Origin of the sequence: Frateuria sp. (assembly GCF_013362045.1) — a bacterium.
GTDB lineage: Bacteria > Pseudomonadota > Gammaproteobacteria > Xanthomonadales > Rhodanobacteraceae > Frateuria_A.
This window is the reverse complement of sequence record NZ_JABFWW010000299.1, coordinates 23,002-39,591: the sequence shown is the minus strand read 5'-3', so window position 1 is coordinate 39,591 and position 16,590 is coordinate 23,002. Positions and strand designations below refer to the sequence as shown.

Below are 16,590 nucleotides of genomic sequence, written 5' to 3'. Positions count from 1 at the left end.
TGGGCGGGAGGCTGCTTTCCGCGGGCGCCGGACGTCGCGCGGGATGAGACGTTCGTCCGCGCCATCCTGGACGACCTCGAGAGTCCGCAGGTCGGCCGGCGGGTGTTCGAGCGCTTCACCGGCGGGCGCGGCGGCACGCTGACCTACTACCGCCTGCTCGCCGATCTGTTTACGCAGCGTGGCGCGGTCATGGCACCGGCGTTGGAGCTGGCGGTGGAACGCCTGCATGCGCTGGCCGGCGAGCCTCCCTGCCGCGCGTGGTGATCCGGCGCGACAATGGCGGCTCACCGCACAGGAGTCCGCCATGTCCGCCTTTCTCGGTTCGCTGGGTGTCGAGCATCCGCTGATCCAGGCGCCGATGGCCGGCTCCAACACGCCGGCGCTGGTCGCTGCGGTGAGCGGCGCCGGCGGCTTGGGCTCGCTCGGCGCGGGCTACCTGGAGCCGCAGGCGCTGCTCGACCAGGCAGCACAGATCCGTACGGTCACCGACCGGCCCTTCGCCATCAATCTGTTCGTGCTGCCCGATGCCTTCGAGGTGGACGAGGCGCAGGTGGACGCGACCCGCCGTCGGCTGGATGCGCTGATGGAGCGCGAAGGCCTGGCCGTGCGTACGCAGCGGCCCCCGCGCTGGGCGCCGGTTTTCTCCGACCAGCTTGCCGCCCTTCGCGAGGCGCGCCCGGCGGTGGCGAGCTTCGCTTTCGACCTGCTCGATGAGGCCGACGCGCGCAGGCAGCAGGCGCTGGACATCCGCGTGGCGGGCACCGCCACCAGCGTGGCCGAGGCACGGGCCTGGGCCAGGCGCGGCGCCGATGCGGTATGCGTGCAGGGCGCCGAGGCCGGCGGCCATCGTGGCACCTTCCTGCATGCGCCGGAAGAGGCACTCATCGGACTGTTCGCGCTGCTGCCCTCGGCCGCCGCCGCGGTGGACATCCCGGTGATCGCCGCAGGCGGCATCATGGACGGACGGGGCATGTTGGCCGCGCACGTGCTGGGCGCGGATGCCAGCCAGCTCGGCACGGCTTTTCTCGCCTGCCCGGAATCGGCCGCGGCGCAGGCATGGAAAGAGGACCTGCCGATGGCCGAGGATCACCGCATCGGCACCATCTACAGCTTCTCCGGCCGCGCCGCGCGCGGCTTGCGCAACCGCTTCGTGGAGGCGATGGGGCCGTTCGCCGGGCAGCTTCCGCCGTACCCGGTCCTCAATGCGCTGACCGCGCCGCTGCGTCGCGCGGCGGCCATCGCGGGGCGCGGCGACCTGCTTTCCGAATGGTGCGGGCAGGCGGCAGCGAGGGTGCGACCGATGCCCGCTGCAGAGCTGGTCGGCGTGCTGATGGCCGAGTACGCCGCGGCCCGTCGCGCGCTCGCTTGACGTGCCGTTGAAGCGGCGCGGTTATACTGCCCCTGCGCCATTCCGCGCCCTACGCACGCCCCGAGGCACTTCCGCTTGAGTACGTCTCCCCGCAGCCAGCCTTCCCTCGTCGCCAGGAAGCCCGCCGACGCCCAGCAACTCCGCAAGCACGTGATCGACGCGCTGGAAGAGCTCAAGGCCAAGGACATCCGCGAGATCGACGTCCGCGGCAAGACCTCCATCGCCGACCTGCTGGTGATCGCCTCGGGCACCTCGGCCCGCCACGTCAAGTCGATCGCCGACGAAGTGGTCAAGTTCGCCAAGAAGGCCGGCGTCATGCCGCTGGGCGTCGAGGGCGAGCAGGAGGCCGAGTGGGTGCTGGTCGACCTGGGCGACGTGATCGTGCACGTCATGCTGCCGCGCATCCGCGAGTTCTACGGCCTGGAACGGCTGTGGACGGTGGGCGACCGCGAGCCGGGCATGGATGCGGCGAACGCCGGCTGACGTGCTTTGCCTGGTCTGCGCGCAGCCCGGTTTCCCTGAAGCGTGCGCACCCGCCTGATCGCCATCGGCGAACGCATGCCCGGCTGGGTGGCCGAGGGCTTCGCCGAATACTGCAAGCGCCTCTCGCACGAGCTGCCGCTCGAACTGGTCGAGCTGAAACCCGGCGCGCGCGGCAAGGGCCGCGACGACGCGCGTGCGATGCAGGATGAGGGCGCCGCGATCCTCGCGGCGCTGTCGCGCGATACCCACGTGATCGCGCTGGATGGCCGCGGCAAGACCTGGTCCAGCGAGGATTTGGCCGCGCAGCTGGCGAACTGGCGCATGGCCGGACGCGACCTGGCGTTCCTGATCGGAGGTCCCGACGGGCATGCCGCTGACGTGCTTGCGCGGGCCGACCAGCGCTGGTCGCTGGGTCCGCTGACGTTGCCGCACATGCTGGTGCGCCTGGTGGTCATCGAGCAGATCTACCGTGCCAGCACGCTGCTGGCCGGGCATCCGTACCATCGGGCATAGGTGGCCCTGGCACCGGGCTATGCGGCCAGCTGCGGCACCTCCGGATGCGCATGCAGCGGCAGGTGTCTGGCGCCGCTCGCCAGCACCGCCGGGCCGGCCACCGCGAGGCGCTCCTTGCTGGCGTCGAGCACGAGCAGGATCCGCCCTGCCTCGATCTCGTCCTTGAATTTGCGGTGCACGGCATCGGGCACGTCCAGGCCGACCAACGCACCCGTCCAGCAGCCGACCGCGGCGCCGGCCAGTGCAATGGCGATGGCGCCGGCCACCGTCACGCCCAGTGGCGGAACGGCCACGGCGATCAGGCCGAGCAGCATGCCGGCACCCCCGCCGCAGGCTACGCCGCGCGCGGCGGCGGGGTAGAAGTCGGTGCGCCCGATCATCAGGTGGTCGGGGATCTGTTGCAGCTCGATGTCCTCGCGGGCGATCAGCGAGATGTCGTCATCGGGAATGCCGGCCTGCCGGGCGACCATCATGGCGGTGCGCGCGGTGGCCAGGTCAGGTGTGCTGAATACGCAGCGGGTTTTCATGGAAGCCTCCCGGGCGAAGGCCCCGCCAGCGCACGACGGGGCGTCAGCGGCATCTTTCGCCCCGCCGGGTGAGCAGTGCGTGCGTCGATTGTTATGGCGCGTTCCGCGGTCACTCGTTCTCGTCGCGGATGTCCTCCTGCGTCTTGCCGATCTCCTTCTGCACCTTGCCGGCGTTCTTCTCCAGGTTGCCGGCCACCCGCTTGGGTGTGTCGCTGGTGAGCTTGCCGACCCCTTCCTTGATCGCGCCCTTGACCTGGTGCTTGGTGCCTTCGATGCGGTCGTCGTTCATGGCTGTGCGTGTCCTCGGCGCCTGCCGCTTGCAGGCCATCCGGTTGTAGGCGCCTTCGCGTTCAGCGGCAGTGACAGCCGCGAGAGCACGACTACCGGCTGGAGTTCGCGCTGCGGTTGCCCGGGCCGAGACGGTGAATTTCCTCAAGGCGGACGATGTCTCCCTGCATATCAAGAACATGACCGGCTGGCAGGGCGCCGACGCGTGCATCCTGGTACCGATCGGCGGTGCGATAAACAAGAGCTTGCCCCCGGGCGGCGGCTCCGGTTTGGAGGAGAAAACGCAGCCGGAGGTGGCAAAATCAAGCGAGCACCTTCAGGATTCACGCATGCAGGCATCTCTCGCAGGTCCCGTTGCGCCAGAGGAGCGTTACACGCTGATCGACGCCCTACGGGGATTCGCGCTCGCCGGCGTGTTGCTGGTCAATCTCGAATACCTGAGCGTCTACGCCCTGCTTCCCGCTTCGCGGCAGGCCACCCTGCCGACCGCTGCGTTCGATGGCGTGGCCGTCGCGGTGACGGAGCTGCTGGTCAACATCAAGTTCATTACGCTCTTTTCCCTGCTGTTCGGCCTGGGTTTCATGCTGCAGCTCGAGCGCGCCCGGGCGCGCGGCGCTGGCGGGATCGCGCGGTATGCCCGTCGGCTGCTGGTGCTGGCCGCCATCGGCGCCGTGCACGGCTTCTTCGTCTGGTGGGGCGACATCCTGCTGACCTATGCAGTGGTCGGCCTGCTGATGCTGGCGTTCGCGCGGTTGCCCGATCGCGTGCTGGTCGCACTGGGCCTCGTCACCGCGGTGGCGCTGCCTTCGCTGCTCAAGCCATGGATGCATCCGTTGCTGTCGGCCATGCCGGGGCAGGCCGAGGTGTCCGCAGCCAGCGCCGCGGCGTTCACATCGACCTCGTGGACGCGCACGCTACGTGCCAACCTGGTGGTTTCGGGCTGGGAACGCGTATCCAGCCTGGCGCTGGTGGGCTTCGTGCTGGGCCGTTTCCTGCTCGGCCTCTGGGCAGGGCGGCGCGGCCTGCTGCAGCGGCCGCTGGAACACCAGCCGCTGCTGCGTCGCCTGTGCGTGTGGGGTCTATCGATCGGCGTGGCCACGCGGCTGCTTTCATGGGCAGGAACGGCGCCACGCACGATGCTGCCGCAACTCGACGTCGGTGCACGGGAACTGGTTGCTCGCATACTCGACGGCATTGCCCCGCTGGCCCTGGGCATCGGGTATGCGGCCGGCTTCGTGCTCCTGTACCAGCGCCCCGCCTGGCAGCGCCGGCTGCGCGTGCTGGCGCCGGTGGGCCGCATGGCCTTGACACACTATCTGTCGCAGAGCCTGTTAGGCGTCATGCTGTTCTACGGCATCGGGCTGGGCCTGGGGCCTCGTTGGGGCATGGCTGGCGTGCTCGGGGCCTGGATGCTGATTTTCGGCACCCAGGTGCTGCTGAGCCATCTGTGGCTGGCGCGCTTTCGTTACGGTCCGCTGGAATGGCTGTGGCGCTGGATGACCTATGGCGGCCCATCGCCGCGCATGCGGCAGGGGGGCGACGGCGCGCCCATACGCGGGGGCGATGCGAACGCGCCTGCGTGCAACGAGTCAGTCTGATTCCTCCGTGGACAAGCTTCCGGTGCTGGAGAAAAGCGGTTTATCGGGATCTGCGGTCTGGCGCCGGTCTTTTTCCGGGCCACCGCGCTGCATGGTGCGCGCAACGGTGATTTGGCACACTCAAGAATATTGGCCGTTGCGCCATCGCCGGACGGGGAACCGGGCATGAGTACGCACCCAACCGCCGGCCGCCTGGTCTGCGTCGGCATCGGCATGACTCTCGGCTCGCACATCAGCCCGCTGGCGCGCAGCTACATCGAGCAGGCCGACCTGGTGTTCGCCGGCGTATCGGACGGCCTGGTCGAGCGCTGGTTGCAGCGCATGCATGCGGACGTGCGCAGCCTGCAGCCATACTACGCGCACGGCAAGTCGCGCATGCGCACGTATCGGCAGATGGTGGAGGCGATGCTCGTCGAGGTGCGTGCGGGCAGGCGCGTATGTGGCGTGTTCTACGGCCATCCCGGGGTGTTCGCCTGGGTGCCGCACAAGGCCATCGAGACGGCGCGCAGCGAGGGTTACAACGCGCGCATGGAGCCGGGCATCTCGGCCGAGGACTGCCTGTACGCCGACCTGGGCATCGATCCGGGCACCTGCGGCTGTCAGCACTTCGAGGCGAGCCAGTTGCTTGTCTACCGGCGCCGCATCGATCCGAGCGCGTGGCTGATCCTGTGGCAGGCCGGCCTGGCGGGCGACCGTTCGCTGAAACGCTTTTCCACCGGCGCCGCGTACCGCCAGGTGCTGGTCGACGTGCTGGCGCGCGACTACCCGATGGAGCACGAGGTGATCATTTACCAGGCCGCGACTTTGCCGATCGGGCAACCCCGGATCGAGCGCACGACGCTGCAAGCGCTCCCCGGGGCACAGCTTGGCATGACCGACACCCTGGCCATTCCACCAGCGCGGGCCATGGAGCCCGACGAGGAGATTCGGGCGCGATTGGCCGTGCTGGATGCCATTTCGGAGCAGGTCACGGCGTAGCCCAGCCGGATTTTTTCCGGCGGCGCTCAATGGCGGCGAAGCAGGCTATGATCAAGAAGGGTGTGCGGTTGCCGCGGGGAGCGGTCGTCTCGGATACCAGACATCACAGAAGGGGGGCCTTATGGACGTGATCGATATTCTCGAGAAGTTGGGCAGCGACGCCGGGTTGCGCGATGCGCCCCTGCAGGAACTGGAGCGGGCTCTGGCGGCGGAACAGATTGATGTGAGCGTCCGTGCGGCGATGTTGTCGGGCGATCGCGTGCAACTCCAGTCATTGATGGGGGCGGGGGCGCAGTTCAGCGTGATCATGCCGGGCGAAGAGGAAGAAGAGGCGCCGCTCGATGGGGACGAAGGCGAGGAACCGCCGCATGACGAGGATGGCGTCGCCTGACCCGCTGCCATTTCGCCCCCCGTCGTGGCTCGCATCATGCCTGGGTCTTGCCGGAACCGGTTCTGGTGGGCGGGGGGCGTGTGTTGCCTGACTCTTTTCCTGGGGCCGGTGATCGGATCGACCGTGCCCGAATCCGAGGAAACCACTCGGATGCTGGTACGGGCCGACCACCTGAAGACGTCGGACAACCCGGCGTTCGTTGCTCTGCTGGACCAGTTGCACCATCGCGAGGTCAGGCTCAGCGACGAGCAGCACCTCCTCCTGAAGTACCTGGACGCCTGGCAGCTCGACTACTTGGGCGACTACCGTGCGGCGCGAGCGTCGCTGACAGCCATCATTCGTGACGCGCCGGACCCTACGCTGCGATTCCGTGCAACGGCAACGCTGATCAACGTTCTCGGTGCCGTGCACCGCTACGAGGATGCGTTCGCCCAGCTGAATCAGTTGATCGAACAACTGCCCCGGATCACCGATCGTGAACCGCGGTGGCAGGGGCTCGGCGAGATCGCCCAGTTGCTGACTGCGGCGGGCCAATACGACCTCGCCACGAGCTATGCCAGACAGATGATGGATGTCATCCCGTCAGGGGAAACCGCGTGCAAGGCCTCGTACTTCATCGAGCACGCGCGCTACAGCAGCGGCCAGTTGGACAAGGACGACCAGGAGGCACAACAGGCCATCGACAATTGCGCCAGCGCTGGAGAGTCTGTGTTCGCCAACGCGCTGCGTGCCGACCTGGCCAGTATGCAGATCCAGGCTGGGCATCCGGGCAAGGCGGCGGCCCTCCTCGAGAAGCACTATTCGAGCGTGCGCCATGACCAATACCAGATCACCACCCTGCGTTTCGATGCACTGCTCGCGCAGGCGTACCTCGCCATGGGGCAATCCAGCAAGGCGCGCACCTATGCCCTGGCGGCCTGGCAGGCCAGTACGCCCGGAGAGTTCACTGATCCGCTGCGTATGGCCTGCAAGACCCTGTACCAGATCGACCAGCAACGCGGCGACTTCAAGTCGGCGCTGAGCTGGCACGCACGCTACATGGAGGCCGACAAGGCCTATCTGGACGATGTAAGCGCCAAGGCGATGGCCTATCAGGTGGTCAAGCAGCAGGTGCAGGCCAGGAAGGCCGAAGTCGACGCGCTGGCCAAACGGAACAGGATCCTCCAACTGCAGCGGGCGCTCGACCGCAAGGCGATGGAAGCCAGCCGGCTGTACATAGTGGTGCTCGCACTCGGGTTGCTGGCGATCGGCCTGTGGCTCCTGCGGCTCAAGCGTTCGCAGCTTCAGTTCATGCGCATGGCCCAGTGCGACAGCCTGACCGGCATCTACAACCGCAAGCATTTCATGTCCGAGGCGGAGCATGCCTTGCTCTACGCGGAGCGGTCCGGACGGCGTGCGTCGCTGGTGCTGATCGACCTGGACCATTTCAAGCTGATCAACGACACCTACGGGCATGCGACAGGCGACCAGGTATTGCGTCGCGCAGTGCAGGCCTGCCAGGAATACATGCGCTCCACCGACGTGTTCGGCCGCCTGGGCGGCGAGGAGTTCGGCGTGCTGCTGCCCGAATGCGCGCTGGATGCCGGCATCGAGCGCGCCGAGGCGATCCGCCGCGCCATCGCCGCGCTCAGAGGCCAGGAGGAGCCGGACGTCGCGATATCGGCCAGCTTCGGCGTGGCCTTCACCGGCGAGTCCGGCTACGAGTTGCGCCAGCTCCTGATGGATGCCGACCACGCGCTTTACCGCGCCAAGCGCGCCGGGCGCAACTGCGTGGTGGCTGGAAAGGCGGGCGAGGGCATGGTGGTCGCCTGAGGCTGCGCTCAGGTGTCGCGTGCCAGCCGCGCGCGCGCCTGCCACTGCTGCAGGCGCGAGAGCATCCGTCGCACGTGGCTGCCCGGCCAGTAGACCCGGCCGCAACAGGGGCAGGCGCGGAAGGGGCCGGGCAGGTCGCGTGCGCGCGGCGGCACGCGGGCACGCTCGTCCGGTGTCGCCGGGTGCAGCGGGGTGTTGTCCAGCAGGCAGCGGGTGAAGGGTGCGCGGACCCAGTCGATGGATAGTGCTGCGGTCAGTTGCGCGGCTTGCGCATCGAGCCCATCGACATCCAGCAGCACGAGCCGGACAGACTCATCCGCGTGGGCGGCCAGGTGCCGGTCGCGGGTGACCAGGACACGCGCCTCGGCACGGCACGCGGCAAGCATCAGGCGATCGTCGGAAGCGGTCGGCGCCAGCGCGGTGTCGTAGCCGGCCGCGCGCAACCAGCGGGCGAGCCCGGCAAGCATGGCATCGCAAAACAGACGGGGTTCGCGGGACGAAGGCATAGCGTGTGAGGAAATTCAGGCAGGGACAGCGAAGTCCAGGCTTGGCGCTCAGTCGGTGTCCAGCAGGTCCTGCAGCCGGTCGAGCAGTGGCGCCTGGCTGGGCAGGATGATCCGGCGAGCCTGCGCCAGCGTGAACCACGCCACGCGGTCGACTTCGGCAAAAGTGGCGACTCGTCCGCTGCGCGGTGGCCACTGCAGCTCGAACAGGTTGCTGTGTAGGTCGACTGGATCGAATTCGCCTTCGAGCGCAAACGCCTCGATCCACTTGCCGCCCTTCTGGCGCAGCCGCCCCAGCGGGTGAAGCGCACCGAGGGCCGGCGCGCCCAGCTCTTCCTCGAATTCGCGCCGGGCCGCATCCGCAGGCTGCTCGCCGGAAGCGAGCTCGCCCTTGGGCAGCATCCACGCGCCCTCGTTGCGATGGCGCCAGAACGGCCCGCCGGGATGGGCGAGCAGCACCTGTGCTGCGCCTCCCCTCCGGCGGAACATCAGGATGCCGGCGCTGGTGGCGGGCATGCGGTTCTCCTGCAATGGCGGCCTTCGCGCCTGCATTCACGCGCAACACGCTAGCATCGGTATCCCCGATGATCTTGTGGAGAACGCCATGGCGATCGGCTGGGCAGGCGACGGCGCCGTGCAGGACCAGATCGACGCGACCGTCAAGGACGCGATCAAGCGCGCGCGCAGCAAGCTGCCGCAGGGGCCGGGCCTGAGCCACTGCGAGGAGTGCGATGCGCCCATCCCCGAGGCGCGGCGCCAGGCCGTGCCGGGCGTGCGGCTCTGCGTCGCCTGCCAGGAAGCGCAGGACAAGGCGCAGCGTGCGGTCGGCGGCTACAACCGCCGCGGCAGCAAGGACAGCCAGCTGCGCTAGTCGACGCCCGCCGCGCCGGTTTTATCCACCGGCACCCACAGGTTTTCCACAGACTTATTGTCTCGTCGGCTGAGAGGCCGACGCGTATGCTTCCGGCTCATGCCTGCCGCCCGGTCGCCGGTCGGGCGCAGTCGTCTGCGAGGAAGCCCAACCCATGTCCTTCGTTCCCGAGCGCAAGAGCGGCCACGCATCCGCCGTCGAGGCGCTGCGCGTGCCGCCGCATTCGATCGATGCCGAGCAGGCCGTACTGGGCGGCCTGATGCTGGCCCCCGACGCCCTGGACAAGGTGGCCGACAAGCTGGGCGAGGGCGACTTCTACCGCAAGGACCACCGCCTGATCTGGCGCGCGATCAACGAGCTGGCCAACAAGGGCATGCCCTGCGACGCGGTCACCCTGGGCGACTGGTTCGAGGCCAACGGCCTGGCCGAGATGGTCGGCGGCGCCAGCTACCTGATCGAGCTGGCCAACGCCACGCCGAGCGCGGCCAACATCGCTGCCTATGCGGACATCGTGCGCGAGAAATCGGTGCTGCGGCAGCTGATCGACGCCGGCACCGGCATCACCGAGGACGGCTACCGGCCCGAGGGCAAGAGCGTGCAGGAGGTGCTGGAGAACGCCGAGCAGGCGGTGTTCAAGATCGCCGAGTCGGGCGCGCGCGGCAAGAAGGATTCGGTGTCCATGCGCGAGGCGGTCAAGGACGCCTTCCGCCTGCTCACCGAGCGCTACGAAAACCGCGGCCAGTTGACCGGCATCTCCACCGGCTTCAACGACCTGGACGAGTTGACCTCCGGCCTGCAGCCTTCCGACCTGATCATCGTCGCGGCGCGCCCCTCGATGGGCAAGACCGCCTTCTCCGTCAACATCGCCGAGGCCGCCGCGCTGCGCGCGAAGAAGGCGGTGGTGATCTTCTCGATGGAAATGTCCGCCTCGCAGCTGGCCTTCCGCCTGATCTCCTCGATCGGCCGCATCCACCAGCAGCACCTGCGCAACGGCGACCTGTCCGAGGAGGACTGGCCGCGCGTGACCAACGCCATCGCGATCCTCTCCGAGGCCAAGATCTTCATCGACGACACGCCCGGCCTCTCGCCGGTGGAGCTGCGCTCGCGCGCGCGCCGCCTGCACCGCGAGCACGGCGGCCTGGGGCTGATCGTGATCGACTACCTGCAGCTGATGCAGGTGCCCGGGAACAAGGAGAACCGCGCCACCGAGATTTCAGAAATCTCGCGTTCACTCAAGGGCCTCGCCAAGGAGCTGAACGTGCCGGTGATCGCCCTGTCGCAGTTGAACCGTTCGCTGGAACAGCGCGCCGACAAGCGCCCGATGATGTCCGACCTGCGCGAGTCGGGCGCCATCGAGCAGGACGCGGACGTGATCATGTTCATCTACCGCGACGAGTACTACAACAAGGAATCGCCCGACAAAGGCCTGGCCGAGATCATCATCGGCAAGCAGCGAAACGGCCCGACCGACACGGTGAAGCTGACCTTCCTCGGTCACTACACCAAGTTCGAGAACTACGCGCCGGACTCCTTCGTCGGGTCGTTCGATTGAAGGCTGTGAGTCGGCAACCGGAAGCCGGGATTCGCAAGAGCCGCCACGCTCCTGGCGCCCTCTCTTCTGGGCAACGCCCGGAGGAGAGGGCGGGGAAGAAGGGAAGGCCTTTGCCTTTCGCGGAATTCCGAATCGCCCATCTCCAATCCCGTCACCCATGAGCCGCACCACCACCGCCACCATCCATCTGGGCGCGTTGCGTCACAACCTCGCCCGCATCAAGGCGATGGCGGCGCCGGCGCGGGTGATGGCCGTGGTCAAGGCCGACGCCTACGGCCACGGCCTGGAGCGCGTCGCGCGCGCGCTGGATGCCGACGCCGAATGCTTCGCCGTGGCCGCGCTGGGCGATGGCCTGCGCCTGCGCGCGGCCGGCCATCGCCAGCGCATCGTGGTGCTGGCGGGCCCCGACCAGGCTGGCGACATCGCCGAAATGCAACGGCTGCAACTGGACGCCGCGATTCACCACGAGGCACAACTGCATTGGCTGGCCGAAGCCCGCCCCGGCCGCGGACGCCTGCGCGTGTGGCTGAAGATCGACAGCGGCATGCACCGCCTGGGCTTTGCTCCGGAGCGCGCGGCCGACGTGCATGCGCGCCTGGCCGCGATGCCCGGCCTCGACCCGGAGATCGGCCTGCTCAGCCATTTCGCCGAGTCGGAGGTATTCGACGGCGACACCACGCGCCGGCAGATCGCCCGCTTCGAGGAGGCCACCGGCGGCCTCGCCGGCCCGCGTTCGCTGTCCAACTCCGCCGCCGTGCTGGGCTGGCCCGAGGCGCGAGTGGACTGGGTGCGCACCGGCGGCCTGCTGTACGGACTGTCGGTGGTCGATGGCAAGAGCGGTGCCGACTTCGGCTTCCGTCCCGCGATGACGCTGGCCACGCGGCTGATCGCCGTCAATCACGTGCGTAAAAGCGAACGCATCGGCTACAACGGCACCTGGACCTGTCCGGAGGACATGCCGGTCGGCGTCGCCGCGGTCGGCTACGGTGACGGCTATCCGCGCAGCGCCGCCAGCGGCACGCCCGTGCTGGTCGGCAACACCTGCGTGCCGCTGATCGGCCGTGTTTCGATGGATCTCATCACGCTGGACCTGCGCGACGCGCCGCAGGCGAAGGTCGGCGACCGCGTCTTCCTGTGGGGCGAAGGGTTGCCGGTGGAGGCCGTTGCGCGCCATGCCGGCACGATCAGCTACGACCTCACCTGCGGCATGACCCGCCGCGTGCTGTTCGTCGAAGACGAAGGCTGACCGTGGTTTCAGCCTTTACCGTCTCGCGCGGTGCGAGCGGGGCGGGCTAATCTCGCTGTCCTCGCATCCGGAAACCACCATGGCCAAAGCCAAGACCGCCTACGTCTGCACCGATTGCGGCGCGGAACACTCGAAGTGGCAGGGCCAGTGCGTCGAATGCGGCGTGTGGAACACGCTGAGCGAAGTCGTGCTGGCGCCCGCGTCCACGGCGAAGACCTCGGTCGGCGCGCAACGTTCCAGCTACGCCGGCACTGCCGCCGGCTCGGCCAAGGTCACGCCGCTCACTTCGGTGGCGCTGACCACCGAGGCGCGCACGCACACCGGCATCGGTGAGCTCGATCGGGTACTCGGCGGCGGGTTGGTGCAAGGCTCGGTGGTGCTGATCGGCGGCGATCCGGGCATCGGCAAGTCCACACTGCTGCTGCAGATGCTGGGCACGCTGGGCGCGCATCTGGCGAGCGTCTATGTCACCGGCGAGGAATCGCTCTCGCAGGTGGCCGCGCGCGCGCAGCGCCTGGGCCTGCCGCTGGAGCCGCTCAAGGCGCTGGCCGAGACCTGCATCGAGCGCATCCTCGAGCAGGCCATTGCGACACGCCCGCACGTGCTGGTGATCGACTCGATCCAGACCATCTGGACGGAACTGCTCACCGCGGCGCCGGGATCGGTCAGCCAGGTGCGCGAGTCGGCGGCCAAGCTCACGCGCTTCGCCAAGGAAACCGGCACCAGCGTGTTCCTGGTCGGCCACGTGACCAAGGAGGGCGGCATCGCCGGCCCGCGCGTGCTCGAGCACATGGTCGACGCGGTGCTGTATTTCGAGGGCGAGTCGGGCAGCCGCTTCCGCGTGCTGCGCGCGTTCAAGAACCGCTTCGGCGCGGTCAACGAGCTGGGCGTCTTCGCCATGTCGGACAAGGGACTGCGCGAGGTGCCCAATCCGTCGGCGATCTTCCTTTCCGCGCACAGCGGGCCGACCTCCGGCAGCGCGGTGATGGTCACCCGCGAAGGCACCCGCCCGCTGCTGGTCGAAGTGCAGGCGCTGGTCGACCAGAGCTCGCTGGGCAACCCGCGCCGCGTGGCGCTGGGCCTGGAGCAGAATCGCCTGGCCATGCTGCTGGCAGTGCTGCACCGCCACGGCGGCGTGGCGGCCTACGACCAGGACGTGTTCGTCAACGTGGTCGGCGGCATCCGCGTGCAGGAAACCGCGGCCGACCTGCCGGTGCTGCTGGCCGTGCTGTCGTCGTTGCGCGACCGCCCTCTGCCGGACAAGACCATCGCCTTCGGCGAGGTCGGCCTTTCCGGCGAGATCCGTCCCGTGCCCAACGGCGAGGAGCGCCTGAAGGAAGCGGCCACCCACGGCTTCCGCCGCGCCATCGTGCCCAAGGCCAACGCACCGAAGAAAGGCAAGGTGGGCGAGATGGAAGTCATCGGCGTGGAGCGCCTGGCGCAGGCCATCGACGCTTGCCGCGACGCTTGATGCGAGGGTGGCGTAGGGTGGGCTTCAGCCCACCGCTGCTTTCCGGCCAGAGCCGGTGGGCTGAAGCCCACCCTACGCTAGAGCCGCGGCAGCGGCCGATGCAGGACCAGTTCCAGCACGAACTTCGAGCCGAAGAACGCCAGCACCAGCACCGCCATGCCGATCAGCGTCAGGTTGACTGCGCGGCGTCCGCGCCAGCCGAAGCGCCAGCGCCCGTAGAGCAGCACGCCGAACACCAGCCAGGCGACGATCGATAGAACCGTCTTGTGCACCAGGTGCTGGCCGAACAGGTTGCCCACGAACAGCGCGCCGGTGACCAGGGTCAGCGTGAGCAGGGCAAAGCCTGCCGCAATCATGCGGAACAGCAGCGCCTCGGTCAGCGTCAGCGGCGGCAACGCGCGCAGCCAGGGACCGAACTGCCGATGGCGCAGGCCGCGTTCCTGTACCGCCAGGCCGAGCGCCAGCACTGCGGCGATCGACAGCAGGCTGAACGCCACCAGCGCCACCGTCACGTGCAGCTTGATCTGCCAGTCCATCGCCACGGGCGTGGTGGGTGGCGCCAGGAAGCTGTCCACCGCCAGCAGCACCGCCGCCAGCGGGAATACCGCAACGCCGAGTGCGGCGACGGGCCGGCTCAGGTTGACAAGCAGGGTGAGCGCCGAAACCACGCAGGCGACCAGCGACAGCGCGGCGAAGAAATGCAGGTCCAGCGCGCCACGGTGCATGCCCAGCAGGACGCCGGCGTGCGCAAGTACGGCCAGCGTCGCCACCGTCAGGGCAGGGCTTTGCCAGAAGGCCGGTGGCGCCGTTCTCCCGCGTCCGAACAGCGGCCACGCGAGCAGGCCGGAGGCAAGCAGGTAGCAGGCGATGGCGATGAGCGAGAGGGCGGGCAACATGAGCGGGAAGTGTCGCATACGGCTTGCGCCGGGTGAACGAAGCCCCTCCGGGCCATGCGCATGGGCCACTCCACGGTGCCATGGACGGCTGCAACGGTCGGCCTGCGGCCGCAGGCGACGAATTCCGGTGCCCTCGACCATGCCAGGGTCTTCGAAACCGCCGCCGGCGGAGCCCTCTGATATATTGGCCTGCTTGTTCCTGCCGATGCCGTAGCCAGCCCATGTTCGAGTCGTTGAGCCAGCGCCTCTCCGCCACCGTCAACCGCCTGCGCGGCCGCGGGCGGCTGACCGAGGAAAACATCCGCGAGTCCCTGCGCGAGGTGCGCATCGCGTTGCTGGAGGCCGACGTGGCGCTGCCGGTGGTGCAGGCGCTGGTCGAACGGGTCAAGGTGCGCGCGGTCGGCCAGGAGGTGCTCAAGAGCCTCTCGCCGGGCCAGGCGCTGGTGAAGGTGGTCAGCGACGAGCTGACCAAGGTGATGGGCACGGCCAACGCCGAGCTCAACCTGGCCCAGCAGCCGCCTGCGGTGGTGCTGATGGCCGGCCTGCAGGGCGCGGGCAAGACCACCACCGTGGCCAAGCTGGCTCGCTTCCTCACCGAACGCAAGAAAAAGAAGGTGATGGTGGTCAGCTGCGACGTCTACCGTCCGGCCGCCATCGAGCAGTTGCGCACGCTGGCCGAGCAGGTGGGCGTGAAGTTCTTCCCCTCCGATCCCGGTCAGAGTCCGGTCGACATCGCCAGGGGCGCGATCGCCGCCGCCCGCCGCGAGGTAGTCGACGTGCTGCTGGTCGACACCGCCGGCCGCCTGCACATCGACCAGGCGATGATGGACGAGATCAAGGCGCTGCACGCCGCGATCACGCCGGTCGAGACGCTGTTCGTGGTCGACTCGATGACCGGCCAGGACGCGGCCACCACGGCCAAGGCCTTCAGCGAGGCGCTGCCGCTGACCGGCGTGGTGCTGACCAAGACCGACGGCGATGCCCGCGGTGGTGCCGCGCTGTCGGTGCGCTACGTCACCGGCCGTCCGATCAAGTTCCTGGGTGCTGGCGAGAAGACCGACGCGCTGGAGCCGTTCCATCCGGACCGTGTGGCGCAGCGCATCCTCGGCATGGGCGACGTGCTCTCGCTGGTGGAGGAGGTCGAGCGCAAGGTCGACCAGGAGAAGGCGCAGCAGCTCGCCCAGAAGGTGATGAAGGGCAAGCGCTTCGATCTCAACGACATGCGCGACCAGCTCGAGCAGATGAACAACATGGGTGGCCTGGCCGGCCTGATGGACAAGTTGCCGGGCGTGGCCAACCTGCCGGACAACGTCAAGTCCAAGGTCAACGACAACGAGATCAAGCGCATGGTGGCGATCATCGGCTCGATGACCAAGAAGGAGCGCCGCCACCCCGACCTGCTCAACGGTTCGCGGCGCGCTCGCGTGGCCCGCGGCTCGGGTACCCAGCCCGCCGACGTCAACCGCCTGCTCAAGCAGTACATGCAGATGGAGAAGATGATGTCCAAGCTCTCCAAGGGCGGCACCAAGGGGCTGCTGCGGCAGATGCGCGGCGCCATGAAGGGCATGGGCGGGATGGGCGGCGGTTTCCCGCCGATGAGGTGAGTGGAGCAGGGAACGGGGAACGGGGAACACGTAGCTCCCCGTTCCGCCCAGATCCCTGCGCCAGCGATGCGCGCTCGCGGAAAGCCCGCCAGGTTGCGACAACCCGTTCCCCGTTCCCCGTTCCCCGTCCAGGGCTTCCCTTTTACCGAAATTCCACTAAAATGCCGCGTTTACCGCGCGCGGATCCCGTGCGTGCTGCCGGTATCGCCGGCACCTCTGGAGCTTTTACTTATGGTCAAGATTCGTCTTTCGCGCGGCGGCGCCAAGGGCCGTCCGTTCTACCACGTCGTCGTCACCGACCAGCGCAGCAAGCGCGATGGCCGCAGCATCGAGAACGTGGGTTTCTACAACCCGGTCGCCTCGGGCAAGGACAAGCGCCTCGAGCTCAATGTCGAGCGCGTCAACGAATGGGTCGCCAAGGGCGCGCAGCTGACCGACAAGGTCGCCGCCCTGGTCAAGGAAGCCGGCAAGCAGCAGGCTGCCTAACG

At 68.4% G+C, this 16,590-nt stretch carries 18 protein-coding genes and 1 pseudogene; 14 read left to right on the top strand and 5 right to left on the bottom strand.

What is annotated here, in order from left to right:
* The 4 genes and pseudogenes from HOQ08_RS14455 to rlmH all read left to right on the top strand — a co-directional run.
* Positions 1-264, top strand: a pseudogene (locus tag HOQ08_RS14455) (hypothetical protein); the annotation flags it as partial.
* A 40-nt stretch (positions 265-304) separates the two neighbouring features.
* Positions 305-1,369 carry a nitronate monooxygenase gene (locus tag HOQ08_RS14450; protein WP_291196382.1) on the top strand — a complete coding sequence of 355 codons (1,065 nt, stop codon included), beginning with the start codon at positions 305-307 and terminating at the stop codon, positions 1,367-1,369.
* Between the two features lie 150 nt (positions 1,370-1,519).
* Positions 1,520-1,852: a ribosome silencing factor gene (gene rsfS / locus HOQ08_RS14445; protein ID WP_291196388.1), complete on the top strand. Its 333-nt coding sequence runs from the start codon at positions 1,520-1,522 to the stop codon at positions 1,850-1,852.
* Between the two features lie 42 nt (positions 1,853-1,894).
* A complete protein-coding gene (gene rlmH / locus HOQ08_RS14440; protein WP_291196379.1) occupies positions 1,895-2,365 on the top strand; it encodes a 23S rRNA (pseudouridine(1915)-N(3))-methyltransferase RlmH in 471 nt (156 codons plus the stop codon).
* A 17-nt stretch (positions 2,366-2,382) separates the two neighbouring features.
* Here rlmH and HOQ08_RS14435 read toward each other — a convergent pair whose 3' ends face one another.
* Positions 2,383-2,892 carry a hypothetical protein gene (locus tag HOQ08_RS14435; RefSeq protein ID WP_291196376.1) on the bottom strand — a complete coding sequence of 170 codons (510 nt, stop codon included), beginning with the start codon at positions 2,890-2,892 and terminating at the stop codon, positions 2,383-2,385.
* Positions 2,893-3,001: 109 nt separating this feature from the next.
* Entirely contained in the window at positions 3,002-3,181 is a 180-nt protein-coding gene (locus HOQ08_RS14430) for a CsbD family protein (protein ID WP_291196373.1), read from the bottom strand.
* 133 nt (positions 3,182-3,314) lie between these two features.
* Here HOQ08_RS14430 and HOQ08_RS14425 point away from each other — a divergent pair, with 133 nt between their 5' ends.
* The 4 genes from HOQ08_RS14425 (at position 3,315) to HOQ08_RS14410 (ending at position 7,959) form a co-directional block, all read left to right on the top strand.
* Positions 3,315-4,778 (top strand): DUF418 domain-containing protein, encoded by a 1,464-nt coding sequence (locus HOQ08_RS14425; RefSeq protein WP_291196371.1) that lies wholly within the window; start codon positions 3,315-3,317, stop codon positions 4,776-4,778.
* A 165-nt stretch (positions 4,779-4,943) separates the two neighbouring features.
* The gene (locus tag HOQ08_RS14420) at positions 4,944-5,756 is read left to right on the top strand and encodes an SAM-dependent methyltransferase (RefSeq protein WP_291196368.1); all 813 of its coding nucleotides are present in this window, start codon (positions 4,944-4,946) and stop codon (positions 5,754-5,756) included.
* Between the two features lie 121 nt (positions 5,757-5,877).
* On the top strand, positions 5,878-6,147 hold the full coding sequence (locus HOQ08_RS14415; protein WP_291196365.1) for a hypothetical protein: 270 nt from the start codon (positions 5,878-5,880) through the stop codon (positions 6,145-6,147).
* Positions 6,148-6,297: 150 nt separating this feature from the next.
* Entirely contained in the window at positions 6,298-7,959 is a 1,662-nt protein-coding gene (locus HOQ08_RS14410) for a GGDEF domain-containing protein (RefSeq protein ID WP_291196362.1), read from the top strand.
* 8 nt (positions 7,960-7,967) lie between these two features.
* On the opposite strand, the gene HOQ08_RS14405 is transcribed toward HOQ08_RS14410, so the two are convergent.
* Together HOQ08_RS14405 and HOQ08_RS14400 are read right to left on the bottom strand one after the other, a co-directional pair.
* Positions 7,968-8,465 carry a Mut7-C RNAse domain-containing protein gene (locus HOQ08_RS14405; RefSeq protein ID WP_291196359.1) on the bottom strand — a complete coding sequence of 166 codons (498 nt, stop codon included), beginning with the start codon at positions 8,463-8,465 and terminating at the stop codon, positions 7,968-7,970.
* A gap of 48 nt (positions 8,466-8,513) precedes the next feature.
* Positions 8,514-8,978: an NUDIX domain-containing protein gene (locus HOQ08_RS14400; RefSeq protein WP_291196356.1), complete on the bottom strand. Its 465-nt coding sequence runs from the start codon at positions 8,976-8,978 to the stop codon at positions 8,514-8,516.
* Between the two features lie 88 nt (positions 8,979-9,066).
* Between HOQ08_RS14400 and HOQ08_RS14395 the strand changes: the two genes are divergently transcribed.
* From HOQ08_RS14395 to radA, 4 genes are all read left to right on the top strand, one after another.
* Positions 9,067-9,333: a DksA/TraR family C4-type zinc finger protein gene (locus tag HOQ08_RS14395; RefSeq protein ID WP_291196353.1), complete on the top strand. Its 267-nt coding sequence runs from the start codon at positions 9,067-9,069 to the stop codon at positions 9,331-9,333.
* Positions 9,334-9,487: 154 nt separating this feature from the next.
* Positions 9,488-10,885, top strand: coding sequence for a replicative DNA helicase (locus HOQ08_RS14390; RefSeq protein ID WP_291196349.1), 1,398 nt, complete (start codon positions 9,488-9,490; stop codon positions 10,883-10,885).
* A 157-nt stretch (positions 10,886-11,042) separates the two neighbouring features.
* A complete protein-coding gene (gene alr, locus HOQ08_RS14385) occupies positions 11,043-12,131 on the top strand; it encodes an alanine racemase (protein WP_291196347.1) in 1,089 nt (362 codons plus the stop codon).
* 79 nt (positions 12,132-12,210) lie between these two features.
* Positions 12,211-13,602: a DNA repair protein RadA gene (radA, locus tag HOQ08_RS14380; RefSeq protein WP_291196344.1), complete on the top strand. Its 1,392-nt coding sequence runs from the start codon at positions 12,211-12,213 to the stop codon at positions 13,600-13,602.
* Between the two features lie 77 nt (positions 13,603-13,679).
* On the opposite strand, the gene ccsA is transcribed toward radA, so the two are convergent.
* Complete coding sequence (gene ccsA, locus HOQ08_RS14375) at positions 13,680-14,498, bottom strand: cytochrome c biogenesis protein CcsA (RefSeq protein WP_291196341.1); 819 nt, start codon at positions 14,496-14,498, stop codon at positions 13,680-13,682.
* Positions 14,499-14,719: 221 nt separating this feature from the next.
* On the opposite strand from ccsA, the gene ffh reads away from it, so the two are divergent.
* On the top strand, positions 14,720-16,102 hold the full coding sequence (gene ffh, locus HOQ08_RS14370; protein ID WP_291196338.1) for a signal recognition particle protein: 1,383 nt from the start codon (positions 14,720-14,722) through the stop codon (positions 16,100-16,102).
* Positions 16,103-16,333: 231 nt separating this feature from the next.
* The gene (gene rpsP / locus HOQ08_RS14365; protein WP_291196335.1) at positions 16,334-16,588 is read left to right on the top strand and encodes a 30S ribosomal protein S16; all 255 of its coding nucleotides are present in this window, start codon (positions 16,334-16,336) and stop codon (positions 16,586-16,588) included.
* Positions 16,589-16,590: the final 2 nt, after the last annotated feature.

Excerpts from the sequence above, each read along its gene's own strand:
- HOQ08_RS14395 (WP_291196353.1), top strand. The coding sequence starts at position 9,067 with ATGGCGATCGGCTGGGCAGGCGACGGCGCCGTGCAGGACCAGATCGAC.
- HOQ08_RS14435 (WP_291196376.1), bottom strand. The coding sequence starts at position 2,892 with ATGAAAACCCGCTGCGTATTCAGCACACCTGACCTGGCCACCGCGCGC.
- rpsP (WP_291196335.1), top strand. The coding sequence starts at position 16,334 with ATGGTCAAGATTCGTCTTTCGCGCGGCGGCGCCAAGGGCCGTCCGTTC.
- HOQ08_RS14450 (WP_291196382.1), top strand. The coding sequence starts at position 305 with ATGTCCGCCTTTCTCGGTTCGCTGGGTGTCGAGCATCCGCTGATCCAG.
- HOQ08_RS14410 (WP_291196362.1), top strand. The coding sequence starts at position 6,298 with ATGCTGGTACGGGCCGACCACCTGAAGACGTCGGACAACCCGGCGTTC.
- HOQ08_RS14415 (WP_291196365.1), top strand. The coding sequence starts at position 5,878 with ATGGACGTGATCGATATTCTCGAGAAGTTGGGCAGCGACGCCGGGTTG.
- HOQ08_RS14400 (WP_291196356.1), bottom strand. The coding sequence starts at position 8,978 with ATGCCCGCCACCAGCGCCGGCATCCTGATGTTCCGCCGGAGGGGAGGC.
- ccsA (WP_291196341.1), bottom strand. The coding sequence starts at position 14,498 with ATGTTGCCCGCCCTCTCGCTCATCGCCATCGCCTGCTACCTGCTTGCC.
- HOQ08_RS14430 (WP_291196373.1), bottom strand. The coding sequence starts at position 3,181 with ATGAACGACGACCGCATCGAAGGCACCAAGCACCAGGTCAAGGGCGCG.
- radA (WP_291196344.1), top strand. The coding sequence starts at position 12,211 with ATGGCCAAAGCCAAGACCGCCTACGTCTGCACCGATTGCGGCGCGGAA.
- HOQ08_RS14420 (WP_291196368.1), top strand. The coding sequence starts at position 4,944 with ATGAGTACGCACCCAACCGCCGGCCGCCTGGTCTGCGTCGGCATCGGC.
- alr (WP_291196347.1), top strand. The coding sequence starts at position 11,043 with ATGAGCCGCACCACCACCGCCACCATCCATCTGGGCGCGTTGCGTCAC.
- ffh (WP_291196338.1), top strand. The coding sequence starts at position 14,720 with ATGTTCGAGTCGTTGAGCCAGCGCCTCTCCGCCACCGTCAACCGCCTG.
- HOQ08_RS14390 (WP_291196349.1), top strand. The coding sequence starts at position 9,488 with ATGTCCTTCGTTCCCGAGCGCAAGAGCGGCCACGCATCCGCCGTCGAG.
- HOQ08_RS14405 (WP_291196359.1), bottom strand. The coding sequence starts at position 8,465 with ATGCCTTCGTCCCGCGAACCCCGTCTGTTTTGCGATGCCATGCTTGCC.